Source organism: Nonomuraea fuscirosea, from assembly GCF_035917475.1.
Taxonomy (GTDB): Bacteria; Actinomycetota; Actinomycetes; order Streptosporangiales; family Streptosporangiaceae; genus Nonomuraea; species Nonomuraea fuscirosea.
Genome location: NZ_CP109074.1, coordinates 6,606,913 through 6,620,017, shown reverse-complemented (window position 1 = coordinate 6,620,017; position 13,105 = coordinate 6,606,913). Strand labels below are relative to the sequence as shown.

9 protein-coding genes are annotated in these 13,105 nt (G+C 69.4%); 8 read left to right on the top strand and 1 reads right to left on the bottom strand.

The window, feature by feature from the left end:
* Positions 1-79: 79 nt before the first annotated feature.
* From OIE67_RS30315 to OIE67_RS30300, 4 genes are all read left to right on the top strand, one after another.
* On the top strand, positions 80-262 hold the full coding sequence (locus tag OIE67_RS30315) for a hypothetical protein (protein WP_326626814.1): 183 nt from the start codon (positions 80-82) through the stop codon (positions 260-262).
* Positions 263-306: 44 nt separating this feature from the next.
* The gene (locus OIE67_RS30310; RefSeq protein WP_326626812.1) at positions 307-522 is read left to right on the top strand and encodes a hypothetical protein; all 216 of its coding nucleotides are present in this window, start codon (positions 307-309) and stop codon (positions 520-522) included.
* 13 nt (positions 523-535) lie between these two features.
* Positions 536-775, top strand: a complete 240-nt coding sequence (locus tag OIE67_RS30305) for a hypothetical protein (RefSeq protein WP_326626810.1) — start codon at positions 536-538, stop codon at positions 773-775.
* Positions 776-1,741: 966 nt separating this feature from the next.
* Entirely contained in the window at positions 1,742-2,704 is a 963-nt protein-coding gene (locus tag OIE67_RS30300; RefSeq protein ID WP_326626808.1) for an SMI1/KNR4 family protein, read from the top strand.
* Positions 2,705-2,830: 126 nt separating this feature from the next.
* Here the strand turns inward: OIE67_RS30300 and OIE67_RS30295 are convergent, their stop codons facing one another.
* A complete protein-coding gene (locus OIE67_RS30295; RefSeq protein WP_326626806.1) occupies positions 2,831-3,640 on the bottom strand; it encodes a TIGR04222 domain-containing membrane protein in 810 nt (269 codons plus the stop codon).
* A 380-nt stretch (positions 3,641-4,020) separates the two neighbouring features.
* Here OIE67_RS30295 and OIE67_RS30290 point away from each other — a divergent pair, with 380 nt between their 5' ends.
* The 4 genes from OIE67_RS30290 (at position 4,021) to OIE67_RS30275 (ending at position 13,067) form a co-directional block, all read left to right on the top strand.
* A complete protein-coding gene (locus OIE67_RS30290; protein ID WP_326626804.1) occupies positions 4,021-4,584 on the top strand; it encodes a hypothetical protein in 564 nt (187 codons plus the stop codon).
* Positions 4,585-4,753: 169 nt separating this feature from the next.
* A complete protein-coding gene (locus OIE67_RS30285; protein WP_326626802.1) occupies positions 4,754-5,611 on the top strand; it encodes an SAM-dependent methyltransferase in 858 nt (285 codons plus the stop codon).
* A gap of 1,046 nt (positions 5,612-6,657) precedes the next feature.
* A complete protein-coding gene (locus OIE67_RS30280) occupies positions 6,658-7,935 on the top strand; it encodes an ROK family transcriptional regulator (RefSeq protein ID WP_326626800.1) in 1,278 nt (425 codons plus the stop codon).
* Between the two features lie 209 nt (positions 7,936-8,144).
* Positions 8,145-13,067: a ThuA domain-containing protein gene (locus OIE67_RS30275; RefSeq protein WP_326645520.1), complete on the top strand. Its 4,923-nt coding sequence runs from the start codon at positions 8,145-8,147 to the stop codon at positions 13,065-13,067.
* Positions 13,068-13,105: the final 38 nt, after the last annotated feature.

Below are 13,105 nucleotides of genomic sequence, written 5' to 3'. Positions count from 1 at the left end.
CCCGCTGCCTTCCTGGACATGATGCGCGGAGGCAACGTCGGCAAGATGCTCGTCAAGCTCTCGCATTGAGGAACGGATCATGACAACGACAATGACGAAAGCCGAGCGGGAGAGCTTCCTTTCCGACACCCACATCGGCGTGCTGAGTGTGGCCGGTGCAGCCGGTCGGCCGCCCATGGCGGTGCCCATCTGGTACGGCTACGCGGCCGGCGGCGAGCTCACCTTCGCCACCAGCCCCGACAGCGTCAAGATGGCGCCCTGATCCGCGAGGCGGGCCCGATCGGATTCACGGTCCAGCAGGAGGCGGTGCCGTACAAGTACGTCTCCCTCGAAGGGACCGTGACGGGCTACGAACCGACCGACGCCGAGGAGTATCGACGATGGTCGATTCGCTACCTGGGGCAGGAAGCGGGTGAGCGGTTCTTCGACGGCATCAAGAACTTCGTCGGGTCGATGGTGACGGTCCGGGTGCGTCCCGAGCGCTGGAGAACCTACGACTTCGGCAAGGAAGTCATCGCTTGAAGTTACCGCCTAGGTGACCGCCACCCTGGAGGCCAGCACAGTGGTCCTTACCGGCATGAACAGGATTGTCGACACCCACGAGGGATATGTGGCCTTCGTCGCCGCCTGGGCCGGCCTCCAAGTAGCGGTCAACGACGACCGGCTCCTGCCCGAGGAGCGACGTGACGAGGAAACCCGAAAACTCCTGGTCGCTAGGGTGAACGAAGTCATGAAGGCAGACACGGAACAATGGGCTTCACGACGCCGAGCATGATCGAGCAGCACAACTAAGGTCACTTCCTGGTCTGCCTTCACCGAACCTGTCCCACTTCACCGGAACCAAACACTTGTTCGTGGGAACATGTGCGTTTTGCCGAAGCTCTCGGTGGAGGCGATGGCGGCGCTGGCGGTTGGACCGTGCTCGGTTCGGACCACCTGCCCGCCGTGCCGATCGGGGAGTTCTCGGCGTTCTTGCGCGTCGGGCGGGCCGCTTCCCCGCACGCGGTTCGTGCTTAGGCCACGTCGCTGAGCACGTGGTGGGACTATCCGCAAGCGGCCAAGCTGGCGTGGGACGCGGTGACGTGCGAGGGAAGGCCACCCATCGCTGGTTCTCGACCCGAGCCCGGGCAAAGCCGACCACCTGGGCGACCGCGGCCTTCAGATTGTCGTAGCGGATCTTGCCGGACGGCACCCCGCCCAGCACGCTGAGAGCATGTGCGTGCCCCTCGAAGAAGGCCTCCTGACCGCAGGATGCCGTGACGCGGTGCACCGCCTTGCCCGAATACGACATCCGGAACACGTACAGATAGCAGACGGTCCGCACCTCAGCAAGATCGATCCACACGTCCCCGAAATCGACCTCGGCCTCGGCTCCCGGCTTGTGGATCTGATCGATCGGCACCTCCGGAGGAGGGCCACGACCCGCCTCCTGCAAGATCAGCGGCAGACGCCAGGCGACGTAGTCGCAGACCGTCGAATACGAGACGCCCTCCATGTCCTGCTCGGCCACCAGCCGGTTGAAGATCCGGCGTACCGTGTGATCACGCCTCAGAGCACACCGAGCGCCTCACCACAACACCGGCAGTGGTACCAGAACTCGCTGAACCGTCACCACCCGGCTACACGCTGGTACCAGGACTCACACGGAGAACCACCTTGCGCATCATGGTGACCGAAGAGCTCGGCGCTGCATAGGCTCGGGATGGTGGCGCTCACCGGAACGATCTGGGAGGTGCGTGGCGTGACGGGGTCGTACCTGGATGAGTTCATCGACGCCTGGGAGGAGATCGACGTCGTCTACCGGGACCTGGTCGAGGACTCGCTGTGGCCTCGGGAGATGCGTGACTGGCAGTCCAGGCGGCAGGCGCACGAACGAGCGCGCAAGGACACGGCGGCCACGCGGGAGGCGTTCGAGGCCGCGGCCGGCCAATGGCGCCGGGAAGCCGGGGCGCTTCGTGGCGAGTTGGAGCGCTTACGCGGTTCGACGCCCGAGCATCGGGCGCGGTTGCTGGACCCGTGGCTGACGGTGCGTGCGGCCGATCCCTCGCGCGGGATGGACGAGCACGAGACGTCGCCGTTGTGGCCCGGCTGGCGGGATCGGCTGTGGCGGCGTTCCCTGGACTCCGACTGGGAGCTGCCCATGCCGTTGCTGCCGAGCGAGGTGCGGGAGGCGGAAGAGCAGTTGGGCGTACGGCTGCCGAAGGAGTACCGGCGTTTCCTGCTGGAGGTGGCCGCCGGAATCCCCGGTGGCATGCCGATGAGCATCGCTCCGCTCGTGCGTGACGCAGCGGGCAGGTGGATGTGGGCTGAGATCGGCACACGGACCAGCCTGTCCCGGCTGGCTGAGGTGTTTCCCGCACGTCAGGCCGATGTCATGCCCGACGATCAGCCGCGGCGGGACGACTTCGCGAGCGAGGAAGCGTACCTGGTCGAGCTGGACAAGTGGGAGAACGAAGAGCCGCCCTACGACGGCGATCCACGGGATGAGCTGACCCGCGGCGCGCTGTGCCTGCACTCTCTGGGGTGCGGTGACGCGCTCTGGCTCGTCATCAGCGGCCCCGCGGCGGGACAGCTGTGGGCCGACTACCTTGAGCACGAGGCGGGCTTCTATCCGCATCGCACTCGCCGCGGCGGCGCACCCATGACCTTCCAGGCGTGGATCCGCGACGCCTTCAGGTGCACGCCTCCGCGGAGATCGACCTGAGTGGTGACTGTTCGGTCCGTGGGATGCGCAGGCCCATGTCGTTTCCGAGAGGGCACCGTCTCGCCCCAGGTGAAGTCCGCGGTAGTGGGAGGTCGCTCCCACACGCCGCCGGCACGCTGGCCGGTGTCATTCCTCGCCGCTCCCGTCATCGGCGACGCGTGCCGGCGTCCGGGGGAACGACACGGGCGGGTAAAGGGATTCCGCCACCGTCTGCCAGGCCGGGGCGAACCGGCCGTACAGCACGTACGCCTCCAACTGGTCGTCATCCGTGCTCCACCTGCTCCTGGCCGAGGAGAGCGCCCTGCCGGCGACAGGCGTGGGACGACGGCCGTCCTGCCGCGGGAGCGGGCCGGACAGCACCATCGACGCCGCGGCCAGCGCCGCGCCCGGCCAGGCGTACGGATGATGGAGCTCCGCGTCCGACCATCCGGCCAGGGCGATCACCACGCAGAACCAGAGCACCATGAGCGCGGGCCAGAACAGGCCGGAGCCCCACTCCAGCAGGGTCAGCACCCATCGCACGGGCAGCATCCCGCGGCGGGTGAGCGAGCGCCGCACCGCCCGGGTCTGCGCACGCAACCCGGGTAACCGGTCGAGGTCGCACACTCCGAAGCCGTCGGGCCGGGTCTCGGCGTAGTCGGCGATCATCCGTTCGATCGGCCGGTCTCCCGGCATGACGCCGCCGGCACGGGTGCAGGTGGCGGTGGGCTGGTCTCGCAGCAGCACCCCTGCGCGCAGCAGCCCGGCCACCGCCGTGTTGATCATCTGACCCGCGCCGCCCTCGATGTAGGCCAGTTCGTACGCGTCCAGCTCCAGGTCGTCGGAATGCGGCCACCACCTGAGCCAGACCGCGTGGCCGGCCTTCACCAGCACCAGCGCGCAAACGCAGGCGGCGATCACCAGGTCCGCTCCGAACAGGATGTCGAAAGGGTCCATCAGGCTCTCCGCGCCGAGGTGTCCGCGTGGCGTCAACCGCCCCGCGGCCGACGCTTCGATCGTGACATGTGCCGCGTCCGATGCCCAGCGCGTGTCGGGCCGGGGTGCTGGCCGCTCTGGCGGGCCTCGTCGTTGGCGTTCGTGCGGATCTGCTGGATGCGCTGCTTGGTCAGCCCGAGCAGTTCGCCGATGTCTGCGCCTGCTGATGATTACATCCGCCCAGGTCATGACTCTGCGAGGGCTTCGCGGGGCGTACGCGAGCTCGGTCACCTGGGAGACGGAAGCGCGTACGGCAGGACAGCGTCCTGGGCCGGCACCGCGATCTGATGAAACGACGTCACGCCCATATCTGCCGGCCAAAGCGACGTGGGCGCCCACCCATGGTCCGCTCCATCCGTGCCCTCATGCTGCGTCCGGTTCGGGAGACCCCCGGCTGGGGTTATCGGCGGGTGCGTGGTGAGCTCACCACGCTCGGTATCAAGGTCGCGCCGTCCACGGTGCGGGAGATCCTCGAACAGGCCGGTCTTGATCCGGCACCCGAGCGGGCTTCCATCACGTGGGCCGACTTCCTGCGCTCGCAAGCCGGAGCCCTGCCGGCCTGCGACTTCATCGAAACTGTCACTCTCAGCGGTCAACGGCAGTACATCCTGGCAGTCATCGAGCAGGCCACCAGGCGCGTCCGTGTTCTCGGCACCACCGCTCACCCGAGCGCGAACTGGGTCATCCAAGCGATCAAGAATCTGGTGATGGATCTGGACGACGCGGGCTGCCGGCCGCGTTATCTGATCCGAGACAGGGATGGAAAGTTCCCCGCCCTCATGGACGAGATCCTCGCCGAGGCCGGCATCAAGACAGTCCTCACAGGCATCCGAATGCCGCGGAGTCGTACGACGTGGCCGTCCAGCGGCGGTTGTGGGTCGTCTCCGAAGATCTCACCGGGGTGACGTTCCCCGTCGCCGCGCCCGCTTCAGGAGCGGCCGTCACGGCGTAACGTGGATTCGTCCGTAACGCCGGGCCCGGCAGCGAGGAAACATCTGAAAGCACATTCCTCGGCGAGGGCCGCCCGCGCCCCCCGGTCAGGCCCGGCGGTCGCCGATCCATCAGGGAGAGATCTTGACGCAGAGTGGCAAAGAGACGGACCCGCAGCATCCGGAGTACGCCGGCGCCCTGGCTGCAAGGATCAATCCACACATTCCTCACCCCGCTCGGATCTATGACTTCTTACTGGGCGGCAAGGACAACTTCGCCTCCGACCGTGAGGCCGCCGAGGCGCTCATCAAGCTGTCACCGGGCACCCGTGAGGGCGTGCGCGCCCACCGTGCCTTCGTGAGCCGGGCCGTACGGTATCTGGCGGCCGAAGCCGGCATCACCCAGTTCCTCGACATCGGCACCGGGCTCCCCACCCAGGACCCCACCCACGTCATCGCCCAGCGGGCCGTGCCCGAGGCCCGGGTGGCCTACGTCGACAACGACCCCATCGTCCTCGTGCACGGGCGTGCCCTGCTGACCGGTGACCCGGCGGGCGCGACGGAGATGATCGAGGCGGACCTGCGGCAGCCACAGAAGATCCTGTCCGACCCCGCGGTCCGGGAGGTGCTCGACTTCACCCGTCCCGTGGCCGTCATCCTGGCCGGGCTCCTGCACTTCGTCACCGATGACGAGGACCCGTACGGGGTGGTCGAGCAGCTCAAGGCGGCGGTGCCCAGCGGCAGCCACCTGCTGCTGTCGCACATCACCATGGACTTCGCCGACAACCTGAGCCGCGAGGAGTTCACCAAGCCGTACGACAACAGCTCCGCCCCCATGGTGCCGCGCAGCCACGACGAGACGCTGCGCTTCTTCGAGGGCTGGGACCTCCTGGACCCGGGCCTCGTCGAGGTCGTCACGTGGCGGCCGGACCCGGTCGAATACCAGGAACAGATCCCCGGCGGCCACGCCTGGGCCTACGGCGGCCTCGCCGTCAAACCCTGAGACACCCCCCGCGTGCGCCGTCCGGCCCATGCGGCCGCGCACGTCACGCCACTGCACGAAGTAGCGTGCCTGGAGGCGGAACAGCTCGGCGTAGCGGCCGCCGGACTTGCTGAGGGCGTCGTGCGGGCCGTCCTCGATGATCCGGCCGCCCTCCAGCACCACCACCCGCTGGGCGCTTCGTACGGTGGCGAAGCGGTGGGAGACGGCGACCGTCGTGGCGCCGGCCGTCAGCTCGTGGAAGGTGTCGCAGAGGCCGGCCTCGGCGCGCGCCGAGGCCGGCGGCCGGCTCGTCCATGATCAGCAGCCGGGCGCCGTGCCGCAGGCCGAACATGGCGCGGGCGATGGCGATGCGCGGCCACTCGCCGCCCGGCGCGTCGGTCATCGCCGTGTCCCAGCCGTCCGGAAGCCTGCCGATGAACTCGCGGAGCCCGGCCTGCGCCGCCACCGCGCGCAGGCCCTCGTCGGCCTCTATGGGCGGCCTTCAGCGTGCCCGCCCGCCTGGCGTGCCGGTTGGCACCACCGCGGCGGCACCGAGGGTCGGCGTCAACGGTGCCGGTGCGGCTTTGTCCGGCCGTTCAGGCGGGCGGGAGTCATGAGGAAAAGGGGCGCGGGAGGGTAGGGACGCGGCGTTTCTCCGGCCGATCGAGGGCAGGCGTCATGGCCGCGGCGACGTGAAACCGGACGATCAGGCGGGCGGGGGCTCAGGGACGGGGTGCGGGTCTCGGGGACGGGTCCTGAGGGCTCAGGTGGACCCGCCATCACTCGCCGAGTCGGCGGCGTGACCGTCGGTCCGGATGTGGTCCACGCTCCTCCTCGATCAAGTCGGGTGGCTAGCCGCATTAAAAGAGGGGACTTTCGCCGACACAAGGGTGAAATCGTTTGCAATTTAGATAACGTTCCGGTAACTAACGCCGAAACGGTCGCTGAGATGCGCAGACATCAGCGATGCCAACTCGTTACGCGACGAAGGGGTTCACGATGGGACATTCGCGTGTTACAACCCGATTAATTGATCTCAGAGATAAACAAAGGGGCAGGTGGTGCGCATGTCGTACAAGCCACCCAATCGCGCCCCAGGCGGCGCTCCACCGGCGGGTCCTGCCGCGCTGCGCCGGGCGAACCTCTCGCTCGTGCTGCGCGAGCTGCGCGACCACAGGGTCCTGTCCCGCGCCGACATCGCCGAGACGACCGGGCTGCACCGCGCCACCGTCTCCAACCTGATGGCCGAGCTGCTGGAACGGCGTCTCGTACGCGAGGTCGGCGTCAGGCACGCCGGCTCCGTCGGCCGCCCCAGGCGCGCGGTGGCCTTGCACGGCGCGCACGTCGGCGCGCTCGGCATGGAGATCAACGTCGACTACATCGCGGTCCACGGCACCGACCTCAGCGGCCGGGTCCTGGTCGAACGCCGGATCGTGCACGACGCCGTGGGCAGCGGCCCGGACGGCTCCGTGCGGCGGCTCGCGGCCGTGGCAGGGCAGGCCGTCGAGGCCATGCGGCGGGCCGGAGCGACCCCCGCCGGCATCGCGGTCGCCGTCCCCGGGCTCGTGGACGTCACCCGCGGCGTCGTGACGCTCGCCCCCAACCTGTCCTGGCACGAGCTGCCCCTGGCCGAGCGGCTGACCTCCGTGCTCGGCCCGCTGCGCCTGCCGGTACGGGTGGACAACGACGCGAACCTCGCCGCCCTGGCCGAGTACACCTCCGGCGTCGCCGCCGGCACGCCCTACCTGGTGTACCTCACCGGCGAGGTCGGGGTCGGCGGCGGCATCATCCTGGACGGCCGGCTGTTGCGCGGCGCGGACGGCTTCTCCGGCGAGGTCGGGCACCTCCAGGTGGACCCCCACGGCGACCAGTGCGGGTGCGGCCGCGCCGGATGCTGGGAGACCAAGGTCGGCCTGGCCGCGCTCGTCCGCGCGGCGATGCCCGAGCAGGCGTACGGGCTGCCCGGCAGGCCGGTGCCCGACCCCGGCGAACGGGTGAGCGACATCGCCGGCGGCCTGGCCGCGGGCGACCCGCGGATGTCGGCGGCGGTGGCGCAGGTCGGCGAGTGGCTCGGGCTCGGCGGCTCGATCCTGGCCAACCTGTTCAACCCGCGCGTGATCGTCATCGGCGGCTACTTCGCCTCGCTGGCCCGGTGGCTGCTGCCGCACGCGCAGGACCAGCTGGACCGGCTCGTGGTGGCGGGCCCCGCCGCCCGGTGCCGCCTGGTCGCCTCCACGCTCGGCTTCGGCGCCGCCTCCCGGGGCGCCGCCAGCATGGTGGTCAGCGACGTCATCGACGACCCGACGGCGATCATCGGCACGCCACCCCGGCCGGCACCCGTCTGACGGCCCCGCAGACCTGGAGACGGCACCCTCCAGCACCCCGCAAGATCCGCTCCACGAAGTGGCAACAGCGCGGCGGCGCGCGCCTTGCCTGACGTCCCCCCGGTCAGGAAGGGTTTTCCATGTCACCACGTCATCGCACGTGGGCCAGGCTGCTCCGTGCGGCCCTGTCGTTACGCGGACGGCGCCTCAGGCGCCGAGCCGTGACGACGATGGCCTTATCCGCCCTCGTCGCCCCCCTCGCCGTCCCTCTCGTCCCGATCCTCGCGGCGCCCGCGAGCGCCGCGGCCGCCACGGCGGCCGAGCCCGCCTACAAGGTCCTCGTCTTCTCCAAGACGACCGGTTTCCGGCACGACTCCATCCCCGAAGGCATCGCGGCCGTGCAGCAACTCGGCCAGGACAACGACTTCGCGGTCGACACGACCGAGGACAGCGCCCTGTTCACGGACCAGAACCTGGCCCAGTACAAGGCCGTGATCTTCATGTCCACGACCGGTGACCCGCTGAGCACGCAGGACCAGAAGGACGCCTTCCAGCGCTACATCCAGAACGGCGGCGGCTTCGTCGGCGTCCACGCGGCCGCCGACAGCGGCTACACCTGGGAGTGGTACGGCAAGCTGGTCGGCGCGTACTTCAAGAGTCACCCGGCGATCCAGCAGGCCACGGTCAAGGTCGAGGACCCGGCACACCCGTCCACCAAGGACCTGCCGACGACCTGGACCCGTACCGACGAGTGGTACGACTACCAGGCGAACCCGCGCCAGACGGTCCACGTGCTGACGTCGATGGACGAGACCTCCTACACCGGCGCCACGATGGGCGCCGACCACCCGAACACGTGGTGCCAGGACTTCGACGGCGGCCGTTCGTGGTACACCGGGCTCGGCCACATGAAGGAGAACTACAGCGAGCCGAACTTCCTGAAGCTGCTGCTCGGCGGCATCCAGACCGCCGCGGGCGTCGTCAAGGCCGACTGCTCGGCCTCGCAGAGCTCCAGCTTCGAGAAGGTCACCCTCGACGACGACACCTCCAACCCGATGATGATGGACGTCGCGAAGGACGGCCGGGTCTTCTACATCGACCGCCTCGGCGAGGTCAAGATCATCAAGCCGGCCGGCGGCACCGTGACGGCGGCCGATCTGGACGTCTTCACCGCCAACGAGAGCGGCCTGCTCGGCCTCGCGCTCGACCCCGGCTTCGACAGCAACCACTGGGTGTACCTGTACTACTCGCCCACCGGGACGAACGTCGACCGGCTGAGCCGCTTCACCGTCACCGGCGACACCCTGGACCTGGCGAGCGAGAAGACGATCCTCGACGTCCCGGTCCAGCGGGCCGAGTGCTGCCACCACGGCGGCGGCATGGTGATCGACCCGAAGACCGGCGACCTCTGGCTGGGCACCGGCGACAACACCAACCCGTTCGCCTCCGACGGCTACGCGCCGATCGACGAGCAGTCGGGCCGGTCGAGCTGGGACGCCCAGCGCAGCGCGGCCAACACCAACAGCCTGAGCGGCAAGCTGCTGCGCATCCACCCCGAGGACGACGGCACCTACACGATCCCGTCGGGCAACCTGTTCGCAGCGGGCACGGCGAAGACCAAGCCGGAGATCTACGGCATGGGCTTCCGCAACCCGTTCCGCATAGGTCTCGACCGCAAGACGGGTCACATCATGCTCGGCGAGTACGGCCCCGACGCCAACTCCGCCAGCGCCACCCGCGGCCCGCAGAACACCGTCGAGTGGAACATCGTGTCCGAGCCGGGCAACTACGGCTGGCCGTACTGCGTCGGCGACAACACCCCGTACATCGACTTCGACTTCGCCACGAGGCAGTCGGGGTCGGCGTTCAACTGCGCGGCGCCGGTCAACGACTCGCCGAACAACGACGGCCTGACCAGCCTGCCGCCGGTCATCCCCGCGACGGTCTGGTACCACTACGCGGCCGACCCGCAGCACTTCCCGGAGCTGAGGGGCGGCGCCCCCATGGGCGGCCCGGTCTACCGTGACGACCCCGACCTGCAGTCGGACGTCAAGTGGCCGGCGTACTGGGACGGCAAGGCCATGTTCGGCGAGTGGAACAACGACAAGATCTGGTCGTTCCAGCTCGACGAGGACGGCACCGAACTCGTCGAGATGAACCCGATCCTCGGCACGTTGTCGTTCAAGAAGCCGATGGACATGAAGTTCGGCCCCGACGGCGCGCTCTACGTGATCGAATGGGGCTCCGGCTTCGGCGGCGACAACGCCGACTCCGGCATCTACCGCATCGAGTACACCAAGGGCACCCGCCCGCTGATCGCCCGCGCCACCGCCGACAAGACGGACGGGCCGCTACCGCTGGCCGTCACGTTCTCCAGCGAGGGCAGCAGGGACCCGGACGACAAACCGATCACCTACGCCTGGGACCTCGACGGCGACGGCGAGACCGACTCCACCGACCCGAACCCGTCCTTCACCTACGAGGAGGGCGGCGACTACAACGCCGTCCTGACCATCACCAACCCCGACGGCAGGACCGGCACCGCGAGCGTGGCGATCAGCGCGGGCAACACCCGCCCCACCGTCTCGGTGGACCTGCCGCCGAACGGCTCCTTCTTCGAGTTCGGCGACCAGGTGAAGTTCGAGGTCACCGTCACCGACCCCGAGGACGGCACGATCGACTGCGACCGGGTGCAGATCCAGGCGATCCTCGGCCACGACAGCCACGGCCACCCGCTCGACCAGCACAAGGGCTGTGAAGGCGTGCTGCAGACCCAGCAGGCCGGCCACGGCGAGTACGACAACCTCTTCTACGTCATCGAGGCCAGCTACGCCGACGACGGCGCCAACGGCGCCAAGTCGCTGACCGGGCGGGGCGAGGTCCTGCTGGAGCCCAAGCGCAAGCAGGCCGAGCACTTCTCGCGGACCGGCCGGGTGAGCGGCGGCACCGGCACCGACGCCGCGGGCGTCGCGGCGGAGACGACCAGCGACCCCCAGGGCGGCAACGAGCACATCGCGTTCATCCAGGACGGCGACTGGTGGTCCTTCGACCCGGCGAACCTGTCGAACCTGACCGCGATCCGGCTGCGCGCCTCCTCCGGCGGCCCCGGCGGGACCGTGCAGATCCGGGCGGGCGACCCCGAGACCGGCACGCTGGTCGGCTCGGTCGAGGTGCCGCCCACCGGCGGCTGGCAGACGTTCACCGACGTCACTCTCGACCTGACGGAACCGCTGTCGGCGAGCGGGCCGCTGTACTTCGTCGTACGCAAGCCCACAAACGCGGCCGACGACGCCTACCTGATCAACGTCAACTGGGTCGACTTCGTCGGCAAGGGCGCGACCGACAACCAGCACCCGGTGGTGACCGCGACGGCCACCCCGGTGACGGGCGTCGCCCCGCTGCAGGTGGCCTTCACGGCGACGGCCACCGACCCCGAGGACGACCCGCTCACTTACAAGTGGAACTTCGGCGTGGCCGGCGCACCCGAGCCCACCACCGCCGAGGCGAGCCACACCTACACCGCGCCGGGCACCTACACCGCCGTGGTGACCGTCACCGACGACAAGGGCGCCTCGGCCACCGCGCAGGTCCAGGTCAAGGTGGACGCCCAGGCCACGGTCTGCTTCACCGGCCGGTCCGACGACTTCCTCGGCGACCAGCTCGACCGTGACCGCTGGTCCGTCGTGCGGGAGAACCAGGACCTCAAGGTCGAGGACGGCAAGCTGGTGATCCCGACCTCGACCACCGACATCTACAGCACGGGCGGCAACACGCCGAACATCGTGCTGCAGCCGGCTCCCTCGGGGGCCTGGACGGCCACGGCCAAGCTCACGCTGGACGCGCGGGACGCGTACCAGCAGGCGGGCCTGGTCATCTACGGCGACGACGACAACTACGCCAAGATGGTGCTGCAGGCGCGCTCGACCTCGGGTTCCGATCACGCCAGCCGCATCTTCCAGTTCATCAGGGAGGAGAACGCCGCCCCCAACGAGGTGTCGGAGAGCAACACGGCCTCCCTCGGCGACGCCTACCCCGACACCGTGTACGTGCGGTTCGTCAGCAACGGCAGCACCATCACCGCCCACTACTCCTCCGACGGCAGCACGTTCACCGCGATGCCGCAGACCAAGTCGCTCACCGGGATCACCAGCCCGAAGATCGGCCTGATCTCGCTCGCCGGGGCCAACCACCCGGTGGTGGACGCGGCCTTCGACTGGTTCCACATCACGCCGGACGACACGGCGACCGCGCCCGCCCCGGACGACGAGTTCGACGGCACCGCGCTCGACACGTGCCGCTGGAGCGCGGTCGTGCGCCCCGACGCCACCGCCGCGCGGGTGAGCGGCGGCAAGCTGGAGCTGGACACCACGACGGGTGACATCTACGGGACCACCAACACCGGCCCGAAGAACCTCATCCTGCAACCGGCCCCGGACGGCGACTGGACGCTGGAGACCAAGCTGGACGCCTCGGCGCTCAACGAGCAGTACCAGCAGGGCGGCCTGATGGTCTACACCGGCGACGACGACTACGTGAAGCTCGACTTCCTCACCACCAACTCGCCGGGAGCCACGGTGGCGCGGGCCATCGAGCTGCGCAGCGAGGTCGGCGGCACCGTGCAGAGCCCGCAACCGCAGGCGAACAACCTCACCGGCGGCGAGTGGCACCTGCGGCTGAAGAAGGAGGGCGACACCTTCACCGGCTCCTACTCCTCCGACGGCCAGACCTGGACGGACCTGTCCGCTCCGGTGGAGAACAGCGCCGTGGCCGAAGACGCGAAGGCCGGCGTCTACACCATCGGCACCAACCAGACGGCCTCGAAGACGGTCACGTTCGACTTCTTCCGCCTGACCGGGGCGGCGCAGGTCGAGCTGGCGGTCTCCGCCGCGTCCCGCTGCATCGGCACCTCGGCGTACGTGGCTGTCACCGCCGTCAACACCTCCGAGACGGCGGCGGCGGTGACGCTGACCACGCCGTACGGCACGAAGACCGTGGCCGGCGTGGCCCCGGGCAAGCAGGCGTACCAGTCCTTCAACAGCCGGGCCGGGCAGATCGAGGCCGGCACGGCGACCGTGAAGGGGACGGCGACGATCGGCGGCCAGGAGGTCACCTCGTCGTACGACGCCGCGTACCCGGCGCTCGACTGCGGCTGAGACAGAACCCCCGGGGCCGGCCGCTGGGCCGGCCGGCC

What these genes read in the sequence shown, in the direction of transcription:
- OIE67_RS30315 (WP_326626814.1), top strand. Translation starts at nt 80, where the DNA reads ATGACAACGACAATGACGAAAGCCGAGCGGGAGAGCTTCCTTTCCGAC.
- OIE67_RS30295 (WP_326626806.1), bottom strand. Translation starts at nt 3,640, where the DNA reads ATGGACCCTTTCGACATCCTGTTCGGAGCGGACCTGGTGATCGCCGCC.
- OIE67_RS30290 (WP_326626804.1), top strand. Translation starts at nt 4,021, where the DNA reads ATGGTCCGCTCCATCCGTGCCCTCATGCTGCGTCCGGTTCGGGAGACC.
- OIE67_RS30280 (WP_326626800.1), top strand. Translation starts at nt 6,658, where the DNA reads ATGTCGTACAAGCCACCCAATCGCGCCCCAGGCGGCGCTCCACCGGCG.
- OIE67_RS30275 (WP_326645520.1), top strand. Translation starts at nt 8,145, where the DNA reads ATGGCCTTATCCGCCCTCGTCGCCCCCCTCGCCGTCCCTCTCGTCCCG.